Here is a 22,955-nt window from a genome sequence, read left to right on the forward strand (position 1 = left end):
AGCGGGGCGAGGACCGTACCCGTCGGCATGCCCGCCCTCGCCTTGTCCGGCAGGCTCATGGACCGCGGTGGTGAATCGGCGCGTTGTGGGCACACGCCCTAAACGATCTTCGACTCGCCCCAAGGAGACAGCCGCACATGGTCACACCCATACGCCGCTCGCGCATCGCGACAACCCGCCCCGCGAATCGCCGACCCGCCTTCAGCATGCGGCAGTTGACGTTCTCCTTCGGCATTGTCGTGATCGGCGTCATCGGCGTCGGCCTGCTGATCAGAAAGGCCGTCGAAGGGTCAGGAGTGCGCCCCGGAGCGGTCGTCCTGATCGGCGTGGTGGCGGTCGCGACCGCCGTCGCCTACGTCAGGCTCAAGGGGCGCGGGCGCAGCGCCCCGAACTCCGCTACAACCTCGGTCGTCGGCCGGCCGGTGGAGCCGGTGGATCCCGCGGCATCGGGTGCGCCGGGTGATTCGGTGGAGCCGGCCGAGCCGGGTGATTCGGCGGAGCCGATCGACGAAGTGCCCGCACAGGCGGTGGAGATCGAGGACTACGCGAGCATGGACGCGGACCAGTTCGAGAACGCGGTGGCCCGCCTGTGCGAACGTGCCGGGTGCGCGGACGTCAGCGTGGTCGGCGGCGCCAACGACCTGGGCGCGGACGTGCTCGCGACGGCGCCCGACGGGCGCGTTCTGGTCATCCAGTGCAAGCGCTACAACGACGACAACAAGGTCGGCTCCCAGGACGTGCAACGCTTCGGCGGGACGTGCTTCGCCGTCCATCAGGCCGAGATCGCGGTGGTCATCACCACCAGCGCCTTCACGGAGCCGGCGGCCGAGTACGCAGATCAGTGCGGAATTCTGTGCTTCGACAACGACGACCTCATCGCCTGGGCGGCCGGCCTCGGACCGGCCCCCTGGCAGTAGCCGACCGGACTAGGCCGGGGGGGCGGCGCCGCCACGGCGTGGACGCTCGCCCGTTCGCGGCAATCTGACGCCCCTTCCGGCCGCCCGCCAACCACCCTGGCTGCCGTGACCGGCAGGGGAAGAGACCAGCAGCCCCGTCGGCTCCATGTCGGCGGCACGAGGTGGATCCGGTCGGTACGTCACAGACACCGCGAATGCCGCGAGGCCCTCCCCCTTCATCACCCTGAATCCAGGACGACCCTTCGCCTCGTCTTCCCCCGGGCCCGGGCGCCTGATCCCCGACGGTTCCCTGCACACACCGGCGCGGCCGCCGGCCCCGCGGCGACGCGCTCAACCTCCGTGAGCCGGGAGTCGTCCGCTGGTTCCTCGACGAGGCAGTCGCGCGCGGCATCCTGCCCACCTCCCGTACCGAGAGGGAGAGCGACGGCCGGGCGGGGCTGAGGCCGCCACGGATGAGACGGTTCGCCGCGCCGCTCAGGCTGCTCGCCCCGAGGGACGGGCCGACCGGCGCACGGGTGGTCAGGCCGCGGAATTCGTCTGTGGGACGGAAGAGCGGGAAGGGACTACAGGTGCCTGATGTCACCGACCCTCTGCTGGATCTCGTGCGGCGGCACCGGGAGCCGGTGGTCGCCCAGACGATCCGGTCGACCGTAGCCGCCGTCATCGCCTACGTCGTCGCCCTGGTGCTGAGCAGCCAACCGGCGCCGCTGACCGCGCCGCTGACCGCGCTGATCGTCGTCCAGGTCACCCTGTTCGCGACACTCACCACCAGCATGCGCCGGGTGAACGCGGTGGTGGCGGGCGTGATCATCGCCATCGGCTTCAGCTCCATGGTCGGCCTGAGCTGGTGGAGCCTGGGGCTGACCATCCTGGCCTCGCTGGTGATCGGCCGCTTCGTGCGGGCCGGCGAGTTCGTCCCGGAGGTGGCGATCAGCGCCATGCTGGTGCTGGGTGTGGCGCGGGTGACCGAGACGGCCTTGGACCGGGTGCTGGAGACACTGATCGGCGCGGTCGTCGGGCTTCTCTTCAATGTGCTGTTCGTGCCCCCGGTGTGGGTCCAGCCCGCCAGTGAGGCCATCGAGGGTCTCGCAGGCCGGATGCGGGGCCTGCTGATGTCCCTCAGCGAGGAGGTGCACGGCCACACCTCCGTGGCGGAGGCCGCCGAGCGGCTGCACGAGGCGCGCCGGTTGGACCACGACATCGTGCAGGTGGACGCGGCCCTCCGGCGGGCCGAGGAGAGCCTCCGCCTCAATCCCCGCGTCAAGGAGGGCCTGCTCTCCCGCGTGGTGCTGCGGACCGGCCTGGACACCCTGGAGATCGCCGCGGTGGTGCTCCGTACGCTGACCCGCTCGCTGACCGATCTCGCCAAGGCGCGGACGGATGAGCCCCTGTTCGCTCCGGAAATCGCTGCCGCCCTGAGCGAGCTGTTCGTCCACATGGCCCGTTCGATCGAGAGCTTCGCGGTCCTGATCACCACTCAGGTCAGCACCAGCGCGGAGGAGGCGGAGGAGCAGCTCGTCAGGGAGCTGGCCGCCTGCCTGGACAGCCGCGAGGTCGTCGCGCATCTGCTGCTCGACGGTGTGAAGGAACATCCGCGCCAGTGGCAGCTGCACGGCGCGCTGCTCGCCGAGATCGACCGGATCCTCGACGAGCTGGAGGTGGAGAAGAGGTCCACACGGCTGGTGGAGGAGTTGGACCGGCAGTCCCGCGAGCAGCGGGAGAAGTACCCGTTGGTGGACAAGCTCCGGGGGCGGTTGCGCCTCGGACGGGATTGAAGTTCTCTCCCCTGTAAACGGGGAGATTCCTACCTACCTTGCGGTGATGGGTTTGACGCCGCGTGTGCGCCTTGCGACTGCCCTTCCGGCAGCCGGGATGAGCGCGTGGCCCATCCGATACAGGTGCAAGACGTTCCGGGCTGCGTTCCAGTCGGCGTTGCCCGACCATCCGCAGTCCGGGTTCTTGCAAACGAACGTGGCCTGTCCTTCTCGGCTGCCGGGTGTGATGAATCCGCAGGCGGAACAGCGCCGGGAGGTGTTCGGGGCGGGGACCTTGTGGAGGGTGCCGCCGTACCGGGCGGTCTTGTACGTCAGCATCGTCACGGTGCGGCCCCATGCCTCTTGGGCGATGGACCGGTTCAGGCCGGACTTCTGTGCGACGTTCTTCCCGGGTTTCTCAAGGGTGCCCTTGGCGGACTTGACCATGTTCGTGATCTGCAATGCCTCCACCACAACGGTGCCGTACTGCTTGGCGATGGTGGTGGTGGTCTGGTGCTGCCAGTCGATGCTGCGGCGCGTGGCTCTTGCGCGAAGCGCTCGGATCTGGTCGTAGGTGTGGTGGAGCCGCTTGGAGGTCTTCTCCTTGGGATTGCGGAAACTCTTGCGGTGCGCGGCCCGCTGCTCCAGCCGGAGCAGCTTGGCTTTCTCATCCGGATTGAGCCACTTGTCCCGGTCGGCGGTGCCGTCCGGGAATCGGGGCGCACGTCCGTGGTCCTGGTGGTTCCCGTCGGACAAGGCCAGCGGCAGGTTCACCCCGGCGTCAATACCGATCTCAGGGCGGGTGTTCGGGACGGTCTTGGGCTCCAAGGTGGTGACACGAAACGCAATATGCCAGCCGAGCGAATCCTTGATCAGTCGCGCGCCGGTGATCCGGTTGTCGCTGTTCCCGGTCTTGCCGACGGGCAGGTCCTTGGTCCAGCGGAAGCGGACGCGGCCGACCTTGGGGACGTTGACCATGCCCCACCGGCGGTGGACCCGCTTAATGTGCAGGTCCCGGCCCTGGGGAATGTCCACCGACATCACCGACCGGATACGGGTCTTGAACGTCGGCTCCTCGGCCCGCCCTTCCCAGCAGTTCTTCCACGCCTGGAAGTACGTCTTGAGGACTGCCTGCGCGGCCTGCGCGGGCAGGACCGCGTACCAGTCGATCTCCTTGCGGGCCTGCCGCAAGACGACATCCATACGGGCCAGCGATCGCTGACACTTCGGCGTCATCGTCCACAGGTCATGCAACTGGTTCCACATGGCCCGCGCAGCGTGCGCCTGATCATCCATGAGCCGAACTCGCGCAGGCGTCAGCGCCAGACGGGCACGATGCCCGAACTGCCGTTTCTCCCACACAAGTTCGCTACTCATGCGATCACCATATCGTTTGATTTGTGCCACCCCGATGGCACCCAAACCCCGATGTTCGCACAGGACGTCACGTCGTCTACGACCTCCACGTCCACTTGGTTTTCGTAACCAAGTGCCGACGCTGGGCCTTCACGGACGAGATGCTGACCAGGTGCGAGGAGATCATGCGCGAGGTCTGCGCGGACTTCGAGGCTGAGCTGAAGCAGTTCAACGGCGAGCAGGACCACGTCCATCTTCTGGTGCACTACCCGCCCAAGGTCCAGCTCTCCAAGCTGGTCAACTCCCTCAAGGGCGTCAGCTCCCGCTACCTCCGCCAGGAGTACGACAGCCACGTCCGCCGATACCTCTGGGGCGGACACTTCTGGTCCGGCTCCTACTTCGCAGGCTCCTGCGGCGGCGCACCACTGCCCGTCGTCCGCCAGTACATCGAAAATCAGCAACGACGCACCTGACTGTTCACCGAGAGACGCAGAGAACTCCGGCGCTCCGCGCCTCCGTGCCAAAGATGCGCTTCACCCCCACCCTAAAGGGCAGAGCACTGCGCAAGATCAGAGGTAGAACCGCTCGGGTCGGCTCGTGCGGCGGGAGTTGAGGGGTGGCGGCGGCACGGCGGCGTGCGAGGGTCGGTGGGCCGGGCGGGGTAGAGCTTCCCGGTCAGCTACCTTCCCGGGCGAAGGTGCGGTCGAGGAAGCCGTCGAGGGTGCGACGGGCCGTGTCACCGTGCGGTCCGGCGAAGATCTCGGCCGCGTGGAGGGTGCCGGGCAGGACCTTGACCTTCGCCTCGGGGAATCCCTTGGCGACCTGCCTCAGCCGGTCCTCGTCGGCGAGCGGGTCGTCGACGGTCCCCAGGAGGAGCAATTCGCCGTCGTAGGACGTGCCCTCGCCCGAGGCGTAGCCCCCCAGCGAGGCGAGCGGGCTGATGCCGGCGACGCCGGCCGGGCGGTCGGTGCCGTCGGCGCCACCGGTACGGCCTGTCAGCATGCCGAGCATGAGCGTGCCGCCCATGCAGCCGCCCACCCACGCGACCCGCTCGGCTCCTCGGGAGCGCAGCAGCCGAGTCGCGTCGGTGACCGTCCGGCGGCGGTCGGTGCCCCAGTCGAAGGTGGCGACGCGGTAGCCCGCAGCGGCGAGCCGCTTGGCCTCCGCGGCCCACTCGCAGGCGTCGCCCCAGGAGATGGGGGCGAAGGCGACGCCACGGGGGCCGGATCCCAGGGTGACGAGGCGGCCGTCACCGGAGGAGCCCGGCAGGTGATACGCGGCGGCGCCCCGGACGCCACGGAAGCAGGAGGGCAGCGGGGCCGCCGCGGCGCTGAACTCTCGCATTCCGGCTGCTCCTTCCTCGGCGGGGCGCCGGATTTCGGCCACCTCGCCCTGCTTCGGCGCCCTGACCGTCTCCCCGCCGGCACAGGCGGTGACACCGGCCAGAGCCAGGATCACCCCCATTGCCCACGCGCGTCTCGACTTCGGCTTCACCATGAGGTAAATATACAGAGAAAGCATTCGAGAAAGCTATAGTAAAAGCTTTTCACGGTGTCTACATCTGACGAGCACATGGTCTCCCCAGGTCAGCCCATGCCTAACTGGAAGGTGAGATACCTTTGAACTGAGCTACCGGAAGAGGAAAGGCGGTTCACAGTGGAGCCTGACCACGTAGACGAGATCATCTCGGCGTGGGGGAACGAACTGCCGGAAATCGCCGGTCTCCCTCTGGAACTCGCCAAGCGATCCGCGCTCCTCGTGTCCGCCTTCGACGTCGCCGCCGGGGCCGAGCTGGAGAAGCTCGGTCTCACCCAGGCCGAATACGGTGTGCTTGCCACCCTGAGACGGATCGGCACCCCGTATCGCCTGAAGCCGACCGACCTCACGCACGCCCTGCTGCTGTCCTCCGGCGGCACCAGCAATGTCATCAAGCGTCTGGTGGCCGCCGGCTACGTGACACGCGCGGCGGCCGAGGACGATGCCCGCAGCAGCTGGGTGCAGTTGACCCCGAGCGGGGTGGCGACCGCCGAGACGGCGGTCCGCGCCACCACCGCCGTGCACGCCCGGCTCGTCGAGCGCATTCCCGAACGGACCGCCAAGGCCCTCAGCGAGCAGCTGCGCATCGCCCTCGCCGCCATCGAGGACGGCGTGCTGATCCGCCGTTGAGGCGACGACCCGCGCGGCATCAGCGGCCGGACGGCCTGCTGCGCAGCTCCTCCGCGCGTGCCAGAAGCCGGGGCAGCCCGGCGTACGACAAGCGCCCGTCCCGCTTGACGATCCGTCCCGCGACCAGCACGGTGTCGACGTCGGCGCGGTCCATCGACGACACGACGGCCGCGGTCGCGTCATGCAGGGGCGCCACCCCTGGCCGGTCGGTCCGCAGCACCAGCAGATCGGCCTGCTTGCCCGGGGTGAGGGAGCCGGTGAGGTCCGCCATCCCCAGCGCCTCCGCGCCGCCGATGGTCGCGAACTCCAGAACCTCCCGCGCGGTGAGCAACGGCGCGTCGGGGCCGGCGTGGCCTTGCAGGGCGGCGAATCGACCGACCTGGAAGGCGGCCCGCATCTGCGTGAACATATCGCTCGGCGCGGCGACTTCGACGTCCACGCTGAGACTCGGCCGCAGGCCGGCGGCCGCCGCCGCGGCGAACGGGGGCAACCCGTGGCCCATGGTCATTTCGATGGCGGGCGCGATCGACAGGGCCCCACCGCTGTCACGGATCAGGGCCAGCTCGCCCGCCTCCATTCCGGTGCCGTGGATGAACACCGTGCCGGGGCGCAGGACTCCGAGACGGCTCAGCCGGGTGACCGGTTGGCCGCTTCTGACGTGCAGGGCGGTCGGCAGGTCCAGTTCACGGGCCAGCGCCCAGCTGCGCGAGGTGGCCTCGTCCCCGCCGCTCTCCGCGTTGAGGGCCATGGTGATCAGACCGTCCTTGGAGTGCAGGCGGTCCTTCCGCACGCGCCGGGCGTCCTGCGCCGAGCCGTGTCCGTAGGCGAAGACGGTGCGCAGGCCGGACTCCGTCAGGGCGTCCAGCAGCGCGTCGGTGTACTCCTCGGTGGGCTTGGCGACGTTGGAGATGTCCTGGACGGTGGTGACCCCCGCGTCCAGGGCGCCGAGGGCGCTCAGCAGGTTCCCCAGGTGGAGGTCCTCTGCGGTGAGCCGGGGCGCGAGGGTGTGCAGCACGGTCGCGAAGTACTCATCGAGGGTCTGGTCGGCGCCGCTGCCGCGCAGCGCGGCCTGCCACATGTGGCGGTGGGTATCGATGAAGCCGGGGAGCACGACGCAGCCGTGCGCGTCGATCACCTCCTCCACGCCGGTGGCTTCGATCCCCTGGCGTACGTCGGTGATCCGCCCGTCCTCCACCAGGATGTCGGCGTCGGGCAGTTCACCGAGGGCCGGGTCCATGGTGAGGACGCGGCCACCGGTGACCAGCGTGCGGGCAGCGGTCATGCGGGGGTGCCCCAGCCCTGGGGCGGCTCCAGGCGCCCCATTTGGAGGTTCCAGTACTCCGTGTTGCGGCGGCAGCGCCCGTCGCGGGCGAAGAGCAGGATGTTGGTCTCCAGGAAGGTGACCCAGTGGTCGCCGTCGGGGTTGATGGCGGGGGCGCGCAGGGTGACCCAGAGTTCGACGGCCGCACGGTCGCCGGTGACGACCGGGGTGCCGTGACGACCAGTCATCTCGCTCTGGCCCGCGGTGATGTCGCGCCAGTAGCGCCCGATGGCGGCGCGGCCTCGGAAGGTCTGGTCGGGCACGCCGGGCACCGCCTCGTAGACGGCGGTCGGGGTGAACAACTGGACGGCGGCCGTGTCGTTCTTGGTTCGCCACGCCTCCAGGTAGGCGTCGGTCCAGCTGGACACGTCGGCGGTCGTGAGCCGGCCGGTCCGCTCGGCGGCGCGGGCGGCCGGTGCCACTGCCGCCAACGGCAGCGCGGCGAAGCCGGCCCGGAGCAGGGTCCGGCGGTGGGTGCGGGTCATGGGTCTTGAGTGCCCTTTCCGTGTGGGTCGGTGGGTGGGTCGGTGGGTGGGTTGGCCGGCTCGGGGGCCGAGCGGTCCGAGGAGCGCGGGTGCGGTCCGTCAGGGCGGTGGTCGGTGTGTGGGCGGGGACGCTCGGCCGGGCGGCGCCGCGGGCGGTGTGCGCGGTCGCCCCTCCGGCCAGAGCCGGGCGCCCAGGTCCGGACGTCCGGGGTCCGGGCCTCCGGGGTCCGGCCGGAGCGGGGCGTCCGCGTCAGCATCCTGCCGCGCCACCGCCCGCGCGTCTCAAGGGGCTTGCCGAAGGCGGAGGGAGAGTTCGATGCCGTCGCCCAGCGGGAGCGGCTGCGAGAGATAGCCGCCCCCAGGGGCGCGGACGTGGTCGATGAACTCTCCCGGCAGCATCGGCAGGTTGTCGGACACGACCATCGCGCCGGTGCGCAGGGCGGGTTCGAGCACCTTGAGGACCGGCAGGTAGAGCTCCTTCCACCCGTCGAGCAACAGCAGATCGATCGGTGCCGGCAGCCGGGCGAGCTGCTCGCGGGCGTCACCGGTCCTGATCTCGGCGTACGCGGCCAGGCCCGCACGCTCCAGGTGGCCGCGCGCACGGTCGGCCTTGCCGGGGTGCAGCTCCGAGCCGATGACGCGGCCGCCGCCGTTGTCGCGCAGCGCCGCGGCCGCGTAGAGCGTCGAGGCGCCGAACGAGGTGCCGAACTCCACGACGAGAGCCGGCCGCAGACTCCGCACGAGTTGATACAGGAAGACGCCGACCTGGGGGTGCACCGGCAGGGCGGCCTGCGCGCACAGCTCGGCAGCCTGTTCCGCGGTGGGCGGCTGCGGCCAGTGGGCCGCGGTGGCGTACGCCCGCTTCATCACGTCCGGGTCGGTGGACTCGGCGGTGCGCGCGATCTCGTCCAGGACGGCGGCGACCCGTTCGTCACCGAGACCGGCGGTCGCGATGGTCATGCCTGGGCCCGCCCTTCCCATGCCGCGGTCAGCAGGTCGGGGTCGAGGTAGCTCTGGGCGTTGTAGATCGTCCGGTCGGTGTCGAGGATCTCGCGGCGGCCGTGCATCACCCGCGTGTTGTCGATCAGGGCGACGTCCCCGTCCTGCCAGTCCAGTTCCTCGGTCAGCTCGGCCGTGAGCCGGCGGAATTCGCCGATCAGTTCCGCGGGGATCTCCGTGCCGTCGGCAAAGGTGATGCGCGGGGCCTCGTAGTTGTAGGAGGGGCCGAAGACGCTGTTGGCCCACGACGGGCGGGTGCCGAAGAGCGTGGGGTGAACGGCTCCGATGCGGTACGCGTAGTGGATGGAGGCGTCGTCGTTCAGCTGGAGGGTGGTGGAGACGCCGCCCACCAGCTCACGGAGGTCGTCGAAGGTGACGTCGGCGATGCCCTTGCGGCCCTCCGTCTGGTGGCAGACGAGCGCCTTCCACTTGGCCTCCTCCACCCTGCGGCTGTACATGATGTCCTTGCTTCCGAAGACCTCGCGGGCGGTGTCGCTCGCGGCGTCCCACACCCGGTAGCCGTCGCAGACGGTGGTCTGCGAGCCCCGGGAGGCCGCCTTCTCGCAGAGGAACCAGGTGAGGTCGGGGCCGAACGGGCTGTTGCCGTTCTCCAGGTGGAGGCCGACGGCGGTCGTCCCGGCGTCCACCTTCTGGGCGACCTCGCCGTGGAAGGAGCGTGCCGGGTCGAGGGTTATCCGGCTGGAGTGGGCCTTCACGAAGGAGGTGAACTCCTCCAGGTCGGCTCGGAAGCCACGGAAGAGCAGGAACCCCGCGTCGGCGAGCAGCGTGGTGACCCAGGCCGGGTCCAGTGCGCCGAGCGACGTGGCCCGGCCGGGCAGGACGAGCCGGCCGGTGGCGGCGCCGTAGGGGTGGACGTCAGCGATCGTGGTCATGCGTCTGCTGCTCCTTCGTGGGTGTTGAGCGTTCCCTGGGACAGGGCGGAGAGAACTGCTGCCCGCATCGGTCGGCCGGTGACGGTGAAGAACCTGCGGTAGAGGCGGTCGTCGGCGACGGCGATATGCGGCACGGCCACCCGTTCCACCTCGGAGAGGTGCTGTTCGCCGAACTCCTTGACGGCCGCTTCGGCCAGTGCGACGTCGGTCGACTCCTCGATGAGGAAGAGGCCATGGAGGGCGGTGAGTCCGTCGCCGACGACGGCGACGGCGCGTACGAACGGGAGTTGTGCGTACTGCGCCTCGACCCATTCCGGGGCGATGTTGCGGCCGGCCGCGGTGATGATGACGTTCTTCTTGCGTCCGGTGATGGTGATGAACCCCTCCGCGTCGAGGCCTGCCAGGTCCCCGGTGCGTAGCCAGCCGTCGGCGTCGAGGATGAGGCTTGAGGGGTCGTCGCGGGTGTAGCCGGCGAACAGCGAGGTGCTGTTGACCAGGAGTTCGCCGTCGTCGGCGATCCGTACCCGGACGTGCGGCAGCGGGCGGCCGACGGTGCCGATGCGGCGCGCCGCCGGGGTGTTCCAGCTGACCACGGAGCTGTTCTCGGACAGCCCGTACCCCTCGTGGACGGGGAGCCCGTGGTCCTCCAGACGGCGCAGCAACTCGGGGTGCACGGGCGCCCCGCCACAGCAGAGGAGCGGCGCGGCGGGAGTGCCGAAGAGTGCCGGGGCGACCGCGCGTCCGCTGCCGGCGGCCTCGTCCGCGGCGGTCAGGAAGGCGTCGACCAGGGCAGGCGTGGCGACCATCGCGGTCGGGCGGGCGACCGTCACATACGGCAGGACGTCGGTGGCCGCGGCCGCCGCGGTGCCGACCAGGGCCTTGCCGGGCGGCAGTTGGACGAGGGTCCCGCCGTCGAGCAGCACCATGTACAGGCCGGTGACCTGCTCGATCAGCAGGCTCAGCGGGACGACGGAGAGATAGCGGGCGAAGGCGCCGCGGGGCATCACCGCGCGCAGCGATCCCAGCAGTTCGTCCAACGCCTGGGCCCTGATCCGTACCCCCTTGGGACGCGAGGTGGTCCCGGAGGTGTGGATGACCTTGCACTCCCAGCCCGCGTGGCCCGGCCCGGCCTGCCCCAGGGGCGCCGTCGGAGCGGGGGTGTCCGTGGACAGCGGGAGCACCTCGCAGTCGGAGCGCAGGACTCGGCCTCGTCCCCACTGCGACAGGCGCGCCTCACCGGCCGCGTCCACCACGCACAGGTCGCATTCCGCCAGCAGCCCGGCGGCCTGCTCGGCGGAGAAGGCGAGCGGTACCGGCACCTCGACCGCGCGGGCGACGAGCAACGCGAGGTCGGCGATGACGAATTCGGGGGTGTTGCCGCAGACCACGCCGACGCGCAGCGGCCGGCCGTAGCCCTGACCGAACCGGGCGACGAGCTCCGCCGCCCGGCGCGTCACCTCCTGGTAGCTGAAGACCCTCGCCGGGGCGCCGTCCTCCCCCAGGACCTCGATGAGCGGCCGTCGCGACTCGGCGTGTTCGGCCAGGCTCTGCTCAATGACCCGCATGCGTGGCCACCCCCATGGCGCTGATGCTCAGTTGCAGGTCGGTGACGGAGTAGCGCCCGGTGGCGTCGGAGAACAGCCGGTCCAGGGCGTTGAGTGCGATGACGCCGACCTGCGGATCCTGGTCGTAGTAGGAGCCCCACTGCGCCGCCTCGGCGGGCGACAGCCGGTTCGGGTCGGCGGGCCCGAACGGTGTGAAGCAGATGCCGGTCCGGCCCAGCGTCGTGATCAGGCTCTTGGTGGCGGTGCACAGGATGTACTCCATGCCCAGGCACCAGGCGATGATCGGGGTGGCCCGGATCAGTTCCCGGCCGACCGAGGCGCGGCGCGTGGCCAGTGCCCCCACCTCCACCACCCGCCTGCGGTCGACCTCGGCCCCGAGGTGGGCCGTGACGGCGGCCTCGACGGTGATGTCGAGGTACCGCTCGGAGAACAACGGCTGGTCCCCGCCGAAGGTGAGCCCTGCGCAGGCCAGTGGTGCGCAGGGCTCCTCCGCCCCGCCGCGGGCCGGGCGGGCGACGATGAACGAGTCGGGCCGGGGCGCCACATCGGCGCCGTATGCCTGGGCGTACACCTCGCGCGCGAGGTCCGCGGCCGCCAGCCATGAGCTGGTCGACCGGTGTGCCAGATCGATCTGCACGGTGATTCCCCCCCCTTCCGCGGCTGTCGGCTCTACTTGGTGCCGACGACCAAGGAGACGGATGAGGGGAGCGCGATGCGCTCGACGCTCGCCATGCCCGCGCCGGTGAGCCACCCGGAGATCTCGGGCAGGCTGTAGGTGCGGTCGCCGGAGCAGGCGTACATGGCCAGCGAGAAGGCCGCGTTGTGCTCGTCGAGCTGCTCGCCGCGGACGTCCTCCAGCACCACGAGCTTGCCGCCGGGGCGCAGCGCCTTGACGGCCCGTGCGACGAGGTCGCGGTTCTCCTCCTCGGTGTGGTTGTGCACGATCTCGAAGAGGAAGACCACGTCGTATCCGGTGCCCAGGTCGCCGCTGAGGAAGCTGCCGCGCTGGAGGGCGATGCGGTCGGACAGGCCGGCCTTCTCGATGGCGGTGCCGGTGTCGGCGAGCGCTTCGGGCAGGTCGAGGATGGTGGCGGAGAGTGCGGGGTGGCGCTCGCACATGGCCATGGTGTGCAGTCCGTGCGAGCCGCCCAGGTCGAGGAGGCGGCGGGCCCCTTCCGGCACCGGTACGGCGTCGACGATGGACTGCACGGTCAGACGCGACTTGACACGCATGTACGCGGAGAAGTCGCGCCCGGCCTCGGGGTTGTCCGCCCAACGGTCCCACAGCGACTGGGCGGGCTTGCCGTCCCGTACGGCCTGCGGCAGCTCCCACATGACGTTGGTGAGTTCGTACGCCCACAGCAGCGCCGGGGTGAAGTCGTATTCGGCGTTCTTGCTCAGCCAGCGCTCGGCGAGCGGGCCGTTGCCGTAGCGCCCGTCCTCGAGGGTGAGCCAGCCCAGGACGGCGGCGACGTCCGCGACCGCTCGGGTGCCGTCGCTGCTCGCCTCGATCGCCTCGGCCAGTTCGTCGAGGGTCATCGGGCCGCCCTCCTCCAGGGCCGTGAAGATGCCGAGCTTGGCGGCGGTGGTCAGCGCGGCGTAGCGGATGGTGGAGCCGATCACCTCGTCGATCGGGTTGCCCGCCAGCTCGGCATCGGTGGTGGTCTTGAACATGGCTGATCTCCTCGGAGAGTTGGCAGGGGGCGGCCGCGCAGGACGCGGCGGCCCGGGATGTGCCATGCACGCGGAGTGCCGCGGACACGGTGAAGGTGGTGAAACGCGCGGACGTGCGGGTGCGTCAGCCGGCCGGGGCCGGGGGGAGCCGGTGCGCCCAGGGGCGAGCCCGCTCCAGCTGCGCCGCGAGGGCGAGCAGGGTGTGTTCGTCGCCGTACCGCCCGGTGAACTGCACACCGACGGGCAGGCCCGCCGGGTCGCGGTGGAGGGGTACGGACATGGCGGGCTGGCCGGTGAGGTTGGCGAAGGGTGTTTCGTGGGCGAAGCCCAGCGCGCGGTCGAGCTGCTGCTCGGCGGTGCCGTGGGCGAACGCGCCCAGGGCGGGCGCGGGACGGGAGGTGACGGCGGACAGCAGCACGTCGTACCGCTCGTGGAAAGCGGCGACGCTTCGTGCGGTGCGCTGGAGGTGGCCGATGGCGAGGAGGTAGCCGGCGGCGCCCAGCGTTCGCCCCCGCTCATGGAGCCACCAGGTCAGCTCCTCCACGCTGTCGGCGTCGGGCCTGCGCCCCGCGACGGCGCTCTGTGCCGTGAGGGCGCTGGAGACACCGGCCGCCCAGACGTCGAGGAACGCCGCGGCGACGTCGGGCATCACCGGGCCCGGCGCGTCTTCGGTCACCTCATGTCCGAGTTCGGCGCAGAGCCGGGCCGCGGACTCGACGGCCTGTACGCAGACGGGGTCGAGCGGTTCGGTGCCGGGCCGGGTGGTGAAGGCGACGCGCAGGGCGCGCGGCGGTGCCGTCAGGGCGTCGGCGAACGGTGCGGGCAGCGGCGGCGCCGGATACGGGTCCCCCACCGCCGGGCCGGAGATGAGGTCCAGGACGGCCGCGCTGTCCCGCACCGAGCGGCTGACGACATGTTCGCTCGCCAGGCCGTTCATGAGGTCCCCGATGTCCGGTCCGAGCGGGGTGCGCGCCCGGGTCGGCTTCAGGCCGAACACCCCGCAGCAGGAGGCCGGGATGCGGATGGAGCCGCCCGCGTCGTTGGCGTGGGCGACCGGAACCAGTCCGGCGGCGACGGCGGCCGCGGCGCCTCCGCTGGAGCCGCCGGCGGACCGGGTGAGGTCCCAGGGGTTCCTGGTCGGGCCGTGGTGCAGCGGTTCGGTCGTGGGCAGCACGCCGAACTCGGCGGAGTTGGAGCGTCCGAGAATCGCCAGACCGGCGGCCTTGAAGCGCTCCACCAAGGTGCTGTCCCGTGCCGGAACGAAGCCGGCGAGGAGCCGGGAGCCCTGGGTGGACTCCAGCCCCGCGCACCCCGCGCCCAGGTCCTTGAGCAGGAACGGCGCCCCGGCCAGCGGCCCCGCCAGGGCGTGTTGTCCGGCTGCCCGCTTCAGGGCCGCCTCATAGCTGGTGATGGGCACCGCGTTGACCGTGGGCCGGGCCGCCTCGATGCGGGCGATCGCCGCTTCGAGCAGCTCTTCTCGGCTGACGGCGCCACTGCGGACCAACTCGGACTGCGCATGCGCGTCCAGCAGCGCCAGGTCCTGCCGGCTGTTCATTTCGGGTCCCCCCCGTCCGAAACGCCTCAGGTGATATCGCGGCAGGTCAGCCGGCGACCTCCTGGAAGTCGACCGCCGCGCGGCCGGCCCGGTGAATGTGGGCGGTCTCGGCGATGCGGCGGCCGAGGACCTCGGCGGTGCGCAGGTCGCTGGGGCCGGGGGTGACGTCGGGGCCCTCGTCGTTGTTCGACTGGGACATGGCGCCGAGCCAGCTGCCGAGCCGGTTGATGTCCTCCGGGCTGCCCGCGGAGGTGTTCCAACCGCCGTACTCCGCGAGGCCGACCCAGATCATGCCGTGCTGGGCGGCGAACAGCGCGATGTCGATGAGCGAGTTGAGCTTGTCCCCCGCCATGTTGCCGCTGTTGGTGAAACCACCGGCGATCTTGTTCTTCCAGCGCATGTTGTCGCCCCAGACCTGGCTGGTGGCCTCGACGAAGGTGCGGAAGACGGCGCTGCTGCCACCCATGTAGGTCGGCGTGCCGAAGATGATGGCGTCGGACTCCTGGAGGACGTCCCACAGTTCGTCGTTCAGCTCGGCGAGGGAGACCAGACGCACCTGGGTGTCAGGCACCTTCTCCGCGCCGGCCGCGACGGCGGCGGCCTGCTTTGCGGTGTGGCCGTATCCACTGTGGTACGCCACCGCAACCTTGATCTGCATTCTTCTCCCCCACCGGAGTGACCGCTCGGAATGTTTAGCTTTCACTAAAGCTGTCCTGAAAGCTTTAGGCGTTGGTCACGCTATCCATGCCCGGACATCCAAGGCAAGCGCCTCCGGCCAAGCCCCTGGAAAGAACAGGTAAAGCCACTGGCCGGACGCCTCACGCCGCGGCCGTGACGCCTTTCACCCCGGCGCGTCACGCCGGACAGCGGGGCGCCGGACCCGTGACAGTCCGCACCCGCGGCGCCGCCAGGCGAAATCGGGCACCACGGCACACTTCCTGACGAGACCAGCAAGCCCCTTCCGCAGAGCCGATGTCCCGTCAAATCACTTTCAGGACAAGGGACTTCACCGCATTCGGCGTGAACTGCCGCTTCGGCGAACCCGACGGCGGGCGCCGGCGGTCAAGTGCCGCTCGGGTCCAGGGACGGGATCGCCGGGACCTCCGGAGCGCCGTCGATGTCCGCCTGGGTCATCCGGAACTCGGCGGGGTACGACGCACGCCGGGTGCGGCGCGCCGGTTCGATGGTGCGCCACATGTACAGGCAGCGGACGCTCTGCAGGACGTCCCAGGCTCCGGGGGCCGGGAGGTGGCGACGGCCTCTACGGTGCCGTGCGCACAACGGGGGCAGATCATGGTGGACTCCTGACGGTCGTGGGCGCGTCAGCGGGCGGTGATCAGGGACTTCAGGCGGTCCACCCGCTCCGCGGCCTCCGGCAGATCCGTCCGCACGCCACTGGAGTTCCGCGCGGACACGCTCGGCACCAGGCCCTCGGCGACGCAGGTCCGGCCGCTGCGGCGTCAGGGCGCGCCGGTTGCGTATCGCGACCGGCCCTACGCCCCGCGGGCGCGCCCTGTTCGCATCGGCTCACTCCCACCGCACCACACGCGTACACCTGCCCAGCAGGCCGAAACCCCTCGGAAGGCTCGGGCTGTTGCGCCGTACCGGGACCGTGCGCGGTGCATGGGGACCCCCGCAGCGCGTGTGCACCGACCCCGGCGGATGCGCCCTCACAGACGCCCCCGAAGCGGGCAGGCGGGAACGGCGCACACGGATCTCGTACCTCCGTCCCCGGGCATGCGCCCCTCCTCGGCGGACCGGCACGTCCTGCGCAGACTTCGCCGGTGTCCCGGCGTCAAGGGGACAGGCCGGGATTCGAAGGCGCTCCTGCGCGCTCTGCCGGTGCGAACTCCGTCCGTGGTTGTCTCCTCCTCGTCACATTCCTGCTGCCGGGCGGATATCACGTACGACATGCAATTCGACCGCACGGAACCGCAAAGGCAGCCATTCCGAACAGCCGCCGCAGCACGGCGCGGCAATCGACGGGAGCAGAGCACATGGGATTTCCTCAGGTATCGCAAACGACCGCTCGTAGCGAATTCCGGGGCCTCGGGGCCCGGGGCGTCACGGCGGCGGCGGTCCTGTTGGCGGCCGGCACGCTGAACCTGGCAGCCGAGGGGACGGCCGAGGCCGGGAGCGGTGGGACGTGGGACCGCCTGGCCGGGTGCGAGAGCGGAGGAAACTGGCATATCGACACCGGGAACGGCTTCTCGGGCGGGCTGCAGTTCACCGACTCCACCTGGCGCTCCTTCGGCGGCGGCGCGTACGCGTCACAGGCGTCACGGGCGAGCAGGGAGCAGCAGATCCAGGTGGCGCAACGGGTCTTGGCCCGGCAGGGCTGGGGCGCCTGGCCCGCCTGCTCGAACTCGCTGGGACTCAACTCGGCCACCGACGGCGGCACGCCGCGCCGGCCGGCCACCGCGCCGGACCGCGACCGCGTGCGGCGCCCGCTGCCCCAGAAGCAGCACAAGGCGCGGCCCCATCCGGTCCGCGGCGGCTCGGTCGTCGTCAATTCCGGGGACACCGTGAGCGGTATCGCCTACGCCCACGGCTTGGGCTGGCGGGAATTCTACCGAATGAACCGTCAGGTGATCGGTGCGAACCCGCATCTCATTCACCCCGGAATGCGACTGGCCGTACGACATTCCGGCGCCGGCTGAAATTCTTCCGGGCACCCGGAATCGCCATCGCCCGCCGGCTCGGGAATTCCAGGGTGTTCCCGAGCCGGCGGGGCAGGCGGGGAAGCGCTCCCAGGAGGGGAAGGCAGGCCGTCCGCGGATCCGCGGACGGCCTGCCTCGCGTGACGCCACGCCACGTAGAAGCCGTGCGCCCCGGCCGTAGTGGCTACGCCCGCCGCTCCCGCTCCTGACGCACAAGAGCGTTCGCCACCTTCTCCGGGTCCTGAAGATCGCCGAGCGCCACCCCTTCGGTGTCGGGATTGAGGACGTCGTGCAGCTCAGGGCCGCTGCCCTTCTCCCCCTCCATGACCTCCAGGTGGCGTGTCAGGCAGGTCACCTGCTCATCCCGGGGGCGGCTCTCCAGCCACGCCCTGTTATCCGGGGTGAGCAGGTCCAGAAAGCCATCGATCGCGTCATCGGCCACGTCGCTTCTTCTCCTTCGGTGCAGGGGCCCTGGTCGGTTCGCCGCTCGCACTCCGGACGCCTTGCGGGCGGGCGAGCGCAGCCGGCGCTCCACGGCTCAGGGCAGGTGGACGGCCCACAGCCTGCTCCCACGGGCTCCCGCACGCGAGGCAACTCGCCGCAGCTCCCCTGCTCACGGCGGGCGGGCCCGGCGGCAGGCCGCCGGTGAGGTGCGGGATAATGCGGCCATGCGGATCTCAGCCAGAGCGGACTATGCGGTGCGTGCCGCACTGCAACTCGCCGCCGCCCGGGAGGCCGAGCCCCTCAAGGCCGAGGCCATCGCCGACGCTCAGGACATTCCTCACAAGTTCCTCGAAGGCATCCTCAACGACATGCGCCGGGGCGGCCTCGTGGTCAGCCAGCGGGGCGGCAACGGCGGCTACCGGCTGGCCAAGCCCGCGGAGTCCATCAGCATCGCGGATGTCGTCCGGGTAGTGGACGGCCCCCTGGTGTCGGTACGCGGAGTAAGGCCGCCGGAGCTCTCCTACACCGGGCCCGCGGAATCGCTGCTGCCGCTCTGGGTCGCGCTACGGGCCAATGTGCGCCAAATCCTTGAGGGTGTGTCACTGGCCGACGTCGCCTCGGCCGAGCTGCCCGTACGGGTATCCGCGCTGGCCGAGGACCCGGCCTCCTGGACGAATCCCTAGGCGCGCATCGCGCACGCTTCCGGGGCGGAGTCCGGATGCCGAGATCGGGTCGTCCACGCCTTGAGCACCCTCTTGATCGAACCGGGGCACGGGAGCATCATCATTCCCTACTAATTCAGTGGGAAAACTAGGGAATCCGTGAGGTGGTCGTGAGAGCGCGCATCCTTTCCGCCCCCGGGCTCAACGGCCCGGCCGCCGCGTCCGCTTCGGTCCGGACCGCCCGTCAGACGCTCTCCGCGTGTCCCGCCGGCGACGGCCCTTCTCCGGCCGGAGGCCATGAGGCCGTCGAACGTCACCCGAGGCTCGGCCGGTCGGACGAGCAACCGGCCGGCGGCTTCCCGGCACACCCCACTGCCCCACCCCACCCCGCCCGGGGCTGCCTCGGCCTCCCCCAGCGCCAGACACACCCGACAGGATGGTGACCGGCGCCATGCCGAAGCAGCCCACAGTCCCGACCAGCTTCTCCCCGGCCGACCTCCGGGCAGACGAAGCAGACGAAGGGATCTGGCCGCGCGTCACCCGGGAAGTGGCGGATGATCTCGCCGCCGACGCGCTCGCCCGCGACCGGGCCGGCAAGCCCCCCTTCGACGAGATGTCCCGCCTGCGCGAGGCCGGTCTGCCGGCCCTGCTGATGCCGCCGGGCCCGTCCCCGCACGGCAGTGACTGGCGCACGGCCTGTGCGGTGATCCGTGAGATCGCCACGGCCGACAGCTCCATCGGCGAACTCCTCGGCCGCCACTACGTGCTGTCGTGGAGCGCCCGCTTCTTCAGCACCCCCGAGAAGGCCGCCCGTCTCGAATACCGGGCGGGGTCCGAGCAGTGGCTGTGGGGCGGCGACACCGCCGTCCTGGAAACCGAGGCCGGCCCCGATCTCACGCTGACGCCGACCGACAACGGGTACGTTCTCAACGGGCGACGGGCCTTCGCGAGCGGTGTGGCCGTCACCGACCGGCTCGCCCTCGCCGCGGTGTGCACCGACACCGGCGAGTCGCTGCTCGTGGTCGTGGACCCCGCACATCCCGGCGTGCTGGCCGAGCCGGCGAACGACCGTCTCGGACAGCGGCTCGCGGGGGCCGGCAGCATCGACTTCGACAATGTCCCGGTGCACGCGGATCATGTCCTCGGGCCCGTCCCGCGCGACGAACACGCCATTTCGCCCTTCGCCTCGCTCGCGCCGCTCGCGCTCCGGCTCGTCCTGCTGCACGTGGGCCTCGGAATCGCCGAAGGCGCGCTCGCGGAGGCACGGGACATCAATCGCATCGCGCCGCGCAGCTGGCCGCATGGGGGCGCAGAGCACGGCGAGTACCTGGACCGGCCCGGAGGGGACCCGTATCTGCTCCTCGCCTACGGGGAGCTGGTGACGGCCGCCCATACCGCGGCCGCGGTCGTCGAGCGGGCAACGGAAGCGCTCACCCAGGGGCTGCTCACGGGGCGGGCACTGGGCATTGACGCGCGTGCCGACATCGCCGTGCTGGTCGCCGCGGCCGAGGCGGTCACCAACAGGTCCGTCATGCACATCACCACGCGCATCCTCGAACTCACCGACGGCGCCGACTCCGCCGCCGAGGGCCCGGGATTCGACAGGTTCTGGCGCAACGCGCGCGTCCTGACGGCACATGGCTCCCCGTCCCACAGCCTTCGCGACATCGGCGATCACTATCTGAACGGCATGCACCCCGCGTTGACGCTGCGTGCCTGACACCCGTTCTCCGGCCGGCGAACGGCCAGCGGACGCCAAGCGGCGCCCCGCCACCCGGGGGACGGGGCGCCCGTGCAGCGATACTGCCGCTGCGGTCAGCCTGCGGTGGTGCTGTGACGCCGTTGTCACGGCACCACCGTGATGTCGAGTTACCTATTGACGCACCTGTTGCCGACCGCCGGGTTCAGGGCCCCGAAGAAGTTGACGGAGTTCCCACAGATATTGATCGGGATGTGGAACGGAATCTGGATCACATTGCCCGAGAGGAATCCCGGTGACTTCTTGGCACTGCCGTGGGTCCCGGAGTCTGCGACGGCGCCGCCGGCACCACCGAGAATCAAGCCGACGGCCAGGCCGGTGGCCGCGACAGCGGTTCGGATACGCATATGTGGTCTCCCATTGGTTGGGTGGATCGGACAGCTAATCCGACAACGGGACAGATGCGCAGGTGGTGCATTGGTCCGCGCGTGGGCGCGGCGACAGGGCGGGCGGCAGGGCGCGCGATGGCCGTCGAATCGATGTTCCCTCAGCCGTCGGCCGGCCGTCTCGGCTTCGGGCCGTGGGCCGCCGCCAGCAGCTGTCCGCCCCGGCGCGGCACCGCACGAGGCGGTCAGGGGATCAGAGGGTCAGGGGTAGGAGACCACGGTGGAGGGGACCGTCGACGTCCCCGAGGTGGGAGCGCCGATGTTGTTGATCACGTGCTCGTACTGGCCCTTTCCGCCGAGGGAGACGACGAGCAGGTTGTTGAACTTCACCGCCGGGGTGTTCGGCGCCTGGAAGCCGTGGTCCTGGCGGATGGTGGGATCCACGTTGTAGTAGCAGTAGCTGCCCATGCCCCACCCTTCGTGGGTGGTCACCGAGTCGGCGATCTTGTATGCGGCGTAGCCCTTGATGCTGCCGTTCTGGATCGCGGCCTGGTTGGGGGCGTCGTACGCCTTCTCGTTCTGGAAGAAGATCGTGCGGCCCCCTTCGCCGTGCCACTCCACGTCGTACTTGTTGAAGTGCTCGACGAACAGGCCGGTGGCCAGGACCCCGTCGCCGTTGACGCGAACGCCGTAGTCGGCCCGGTTGGTGTCCCAGCCGACGCCGTCGCCGTGGTCGGCGCGCCAGACCCAGGTGTGGTCGACGATGGTGTCGTTGCTGTTGATCACCATGCTGGTCGTCGCCTTGCCGGGGCCCGCGCCGCCGATGCGCACGAAGACGTCCTGGACCGTGGTCGGATTGGCGGCGTGGTCCCGGGAAGCACCTTCCGGGCCGATCTCCAGCAGTGTGGTGGAGTTGACCGTGCCCGCGTCGATCAGGAGTCCGGCGAGCCGCACGCCGTCGACATCGGCGACCTTCAGTGCGGTGACACCGTTGTCCGGGATGACGGTGGCGTAGCCCAACCCGAGGACCACCGTGTTCGCGCGCTGTACGTCGATGGGGCGGTCGACGTGGTAGATCCCCGGCGTGAGCAGCAGGTGGAGGCCCTGTTCCAGGGCGGCGTTGAGGGTCGCGGCGTCGACACCGGGCTTGGCCACATAGAACTGGCTGAGGGGCAGGGATTCCCCCCTCGCCGTTCCATTGCCCCACGTGGTGCCCCGGGCGTTGGTGCGCTTCTCGGGCAGAAAGACCTTGTACTCGCTCCCGTCCAGGTAGAGGAAGGGCTTCTCGCGGGAGACCGGAGTGCGCTCCAGCGTCGTGTACGGCGGGTCGGGGAAGGTCTGTCCGGGGGCGCCTTCGACGCCGGAGAACACCATGTTCCACACGGCGTTGCTCCAACTGCCGACCGAGCTGTCGCGGGTGTACCACTGCTGCTGGGAGTACGGGCTCACCGCGCCGTCGATGCGGCTGTCGGCGATGTAGCCGCCGCTGGCCCAGCCGTAGCCGTCAGGCGCGAGATTCAGGCCGCCCTTGACATGCATTCGACGGAAGGGCGCGGCTTGTGCGACCGCCCAGCGGTTGGTGCCGTTGACCGGGTTGAGCGCGAGGTTCTCGGCGGAGCGCCAGAAGTTCTGCGTCGCGTTGCCGTTGAACCACCCGGCGTCCACGGTCACATCGCCGTTGAAGGTGGTGTCGTCCGGTGACAGGCCCAGACCGGCGATCGAGGTGTAGAAGCCGAGTTGGGCGTTCAGGCCGTTGTAGGTGCCCGGCTTGAAGAGGAGGGCGTATCTGCCGGTGCCGAACTGAGCCGACTCCTGCTGCTTGAAGATCTCATCGAGCTTGCCCTGGATGTTGGGCGTGGACGGGTCGAAGACCAGCACGTTCGGGCCGAGGTCGCCACCGCCGGGCAGCGCCTTCGCGGCGGGTGCGGCGTACGCGGGACTGTCGCCGAGGGCCAGGAGGCCCGAGACGGGGAGCGCGGCGGCCATCGCGGCCAGAACTCTGCGGCGGGAGGGGCCCGGCGTGCCTGTGGTCGTGGCGTCGGTGGGGGGTGTGGGCATGGAAGCTCTCCTTATTCAGGAAGTGAACGATTGAAGTTCAAGGGAGCGCTCTCTTGCCCGAGGAATGTTCATCGTGTGTGAACAGTGCGTCAAGTGTTGTGCCCAGAGTCCTCGATATTCTCTGGAGGTCTGCCCCAAGTAACGTGTCTTTTGCGGCAGTTGGTAGTCATTGCTGACCGGGAAGGGTGGCTTCGCGCGTAACGAGCCCGCCTTCAGGAGGTGTTGAGACACGCAGAGGGAGATGCCGGCCTGACAAGGGAAGGACGCCGGGCGGGTCACGTACGCGCGCCGCCCGCCGCCCCTGCGTGACAGGGGTGGCGGGCGGCAGCGACCGCAAGGCGGTGGGAGGGCCGTGGGAGCC

At 70.4% G+C, this 22,955-nt stretch carries 22 protein-coding genes; 7 read left to right on the top strand and 15 right to left on the bottom strand.

What is annotated here, in order from left to right:
- Positions 1-137 precede the first annotated feature (137 nt).
- Together ACH4FH_RS13325 and ACH4FH_RS13330 are read left to right on the top strand one after the other, a co-directional pair.
- On the top strand, positions 138-917 hold the full coding sequence (locus tag ACH4FH_RS13325; protein WP_398555914.1) for a restriction endonuclease: 780 nt from the start codon (positions 138-140) through the stop codon (positions 915-917).
- 569 nt (positions 918-1,486) lie between these two features.
- Complete coding sequence (locus tag ACH4FH_RS13330; protein WP_398555915.1) at positions 1,487-2,692, top strand: aromatic acid exporter family protein; 1,206 nt, start codon at positions 1,487-1,489, stop codon at positions 2,690-2,692.
- A gap of 33 nt (positions 2,693-2,725) precedes the next feature.
- Here the strand turns inward: ACH4FH_RS13330 and ACH4FH_RS13335 are convergent, their stop codons facing one another.
- Positions 2,726-3,967, bottom strand: coding sequence for an RNA-guided endonuclease InsQ/TnpB family protein (locus tag ACH4FH_RS13335; RefSeq protein WP_398556073.1), 1,242 nt, complete (start codon positions 3,965-3,967; stop codon positions 2,726-2,728).
- Positions 3,968-4,071: 104 nt separating this feature from the next.
- On the opposite strand from ACH4FH_RS13335, the gene tnpA reads away from it, so the two are divergent.
- The gene (gene tnpA / locus ACH4FH_RS13340) at positions 4,072-4,500 is read left to right on the top strand and encodes an IS200/IS605 family transposase (RefSeq protein WP_398555916.1); all 429 of its coding nucleotides are present in this window, start codon (positions 4,072-4,074) and stop codon (positions 4,498-4,500) included.
- 202 nt (positions 4,501-4,702) lie between these two features.
- Here the strand turns inward: tnpA and ACH4FH_RS13345 are convergent, their stop codons facing one another.
- Entirely contained in the window at positions 4,703-5,524 is an 822-nt protein-coding gene (locus ACH4FH_RS13345) for a hypothetical protein (RefSeq protein WP_398555917.1), read from the bottom strand.
- Positions 5,525-5,683: 159 nt separating this feature from the next.
- On the opposite strand from ACH4FH_RS13345, the gene ACH4FH_RS13350 reads away from it, so the two are divergent.
- A complete protein-coding gene (locus ACH4FH_RS13350; protein ID WP_398555918.1) occupies positions 5,684-6,193 on the top strand; it encodes a MarR family winged helix-turn-helix transcriptional regulator in 510 nt (169 codons plus the stop codon).
- 19 nt (positions 6,194-6,212) lie between these two features.
- Here ACH4FH_RS13350 and ACH4FH_RS13355 read toward each other — a convergent pair whose 3' ends face one another.
- From ACH4FH_RS13355 to ACH4FH_RS13400, 10 genes are all read right to left on the bottom strand, one after another.
- On the bottom strand, positions 6,213-7,475 hold the full coding sequence (locus ACH4FH_RS13355; protein ID WP_398555919.1) for an amidohydrolase family protein: 1,263 nt from the start codon (positions 7,473-7,475) through the stop codon (positions 6,213-6,215).
- A complete protein-coding gene (locus ACH4FH_RS13360; protein ID WP_398555920.1) occupies positions 7,472-7,999 on the bottom strand; it encodes a nuclear transport factor 2 family protein in 528 nt (175 codons plus the stop codon). Before ACH4FH_RS13360 ends, ACH4FH_RS13355 begins: the two co-directional genes overlap by 4 nt.
- Positions 8,000-8,281: 282 nt before the next feature.
- Entirely contained in the window at positions 8,282-8,959 is a 678-nt protein-coding gene (locus ACH4FH_RS13365; RefSeq protein ID WP_398555921.1) for an O-methyltransferase, read from the bottom strand.
- Complete coding sequence (locus ACH4FH_RS13370) at positions 8,956-9,891, bottom strand: TauD/TfdA family dioxygenase (RefSeq protein ID WP_398555922.1); 936 nt, start codon at positions 9,889-9,891, stop codon at positions 8,956-8,958. The genes ACH4FH_RS13365 and ACH4FH_RS13370 overlap by 4 nt, the downstream gene beginning before the upstream one ends.
- Positions 9,888-11,456: an AMP-binding protein gene (locus ACH4FH_RS13375; RefSeq protein ID WP_398555923.1), complete on the bottom strand. Its 1,569-nt coding sequence runs from the start codon at positions 11,454-11,456 to the stop codon at positions 9,888-9,890. The genes ACH4FH_RS13370 and ACH4FH_RS13375 overlap by 4 nt, the downstream gene beginning before the upstream one ends.
- Positions 11,443-12,093, bottom strand: a complete 651-nt coding sequence (locus ACH4FH_RS13380; protein ID WP_398555924.1) for a thermostable hemolysin — start codon at positions 12,091-12,093, stop codon at positions 11,443-11,445. The genes ACH4FH_RS13375 and ACH4FH_RS13380 overlap by 14 nt, the downstream gene beginning before the upstream one ends.
- A gap of 32 nt (positions 12,094-12,125) precedes the next feature.
- Positions 12,126-13,130, bottom strand: a complete 1,005-nt coding sequence (locus tag ACH4FH_RS13385) for a methyltransferase (RefSeq protein WP_398555925.1) — start codon at positions 13,128-13,130, stop codon at positions 12,126-12,128.
- A 124-nt stretch (positions 13,131-13,254) separates the two neighbouring features.
- The gene (locus ACH4FH_RS13390) at positions 13,255-14,685 is read right to left on the bottom strand and encodes an amidase (RefSeq protein ID WP_398555926.1); all 1,431 of its coding nucleotides are present in this window, start codon (positions 14,683-14,685) and stop codon (positions 13,255-13,257) included.
- A 46-nt stretch (positions 14,686-14,731) separates the two neighbouring features.
- Positions 14,732-15,343, bottom strand: coding sequence for a flavodoxin family protein (locus tag ACH4FH_RS13395; protein WP_398555927.1), 612 nt, complete (start codon positions 15,341-15,343; stop codon positions 14,732-14,734).
- Positions 15,344-15,747: 404 nt separating this feature from the next.
- Positions 15,748-15,882 carry a non-oxidative hydroxyarylic acid decarboxylases subunit D gene (locus ACH4FH_RS13400; protein WP_398555928.1) on the bottom strand — a complete coding sequence of 45 codons (135 nt, stop codon included), beginning with the start codon at positions 15,880-15,882 and terminating at the stop codon, positions 15,748-15,750.
- A gap of 800 nt (positions 15,883-16,682) precedes the next feature.
- On the opposite strand from ACH4FH_RS13400, the gene ACH4FH_RS13405 reads away from it, so the two are divergent.
- Positions 16,683-17,345 (top strand): transglycosylase family protein, encoded by a 663-nt coding sequence (locus tag ACH4FH_RS13405; RefSeq protein WP_398555929.1) that lies wholly within the window; start codon positions 16,683-16,685, stop codon positions 17,343-17,345.
- Between the two features lie 184 nt (positions 17,346-17,529).
- On the opposite strand, the gene ACH4FH_RS13410 is transcribed toward ACH4FH_RS13405, so the two are convergent.
- Positions 17,530-17,787 carry a hypothetical protein gene (locus ACH4FH_RS13410; protein WP_398555930.1) on the bottom strand — a complete coding sequence of 86 codons (258 nt, stop codon included), beginning with the start codon at positions 17,785-17,787 and terminating at the stop codon, positions 17,530-17,532.
- A 226-nt stretch (positions 17,788-18,013) separates the two neighbouring features.
- On the opposite strand from ACH4FH_RS13410, the gene ACH4FH_RS13415 reads away from it, so the two are divergent.
- Both ACH4FH_RS13415 and ACH4FH_RS13420 read left to right on the top strand, forming a co-directional pair.
- The gene (locus tag ACH4FH_RS13415) at positions 18,014-18,472 is read left to right on the top strand and encodes an RrF2 family transcriptional regulator (RefSeq protein WP_393891249.1); all 459 of its coding nucleotides are present in this window, start codon (positions 18,014-18,016) and stop codon (positions 18,470-18,472) included.
- Positions 18,473-18,902: 430 nt separating this feature from the next.
- Entirely contained in the window at positions 18,903-20,171 is a 1,269-nt protein-coding gene (locus ACH4FH_RS13420) for an acyl-CoA dehydrogenase (RefSeq protein WP_398555931.1), read from the top strand.
- A gap of 149 nt (positions 20,172-20,320) precedes the next feature.
- Here the strand turns inward: ACH4FH_RS13420 and ACH4FH_RS13425 are convergent, their stop codons facing one another.
- Both ACH4FH_RS13425 and ACH4FH_RS13430 read right to left on the bottom strand, forming a co-directional pair.
- The gene (locus ACH4FH_RS13425; protein WP_398555932.1) at positions 20,321-20,557 is read right to left on the bottom strand and encodes a chaplin; all 237 of its coding nucleotides are present in this window, start codon (positions 20,555-20,557) and stop codon (positions 20,321-20,323) included.
- 240 nt (positions 20,558-20,797) lie between these two features.
- Positions 20,798-22,594, bottom strand: a complete 1,797-nt coding sequence (locus tag ACH4FH_RS13430; protein ID WP_398555933.1) for a coagulation factor 5/8 type domain-containing protein — start codon at positions 22,592-22,594, stop codon at positions 20,798-20,800.
- Positions 22,595-22,955 lie beyond the last annotated feature (361 nt).

It is taken from the genome of Streptomyces sp. NPDC017993 (genome assembly GCF_044328065.1).
In the GTDB taxonomy this organism is placed as follows: Bacteria; Actinomycetota; Actinomycetes; order Streptomycetales; family Streptomycetaceae; genus Streptomyces.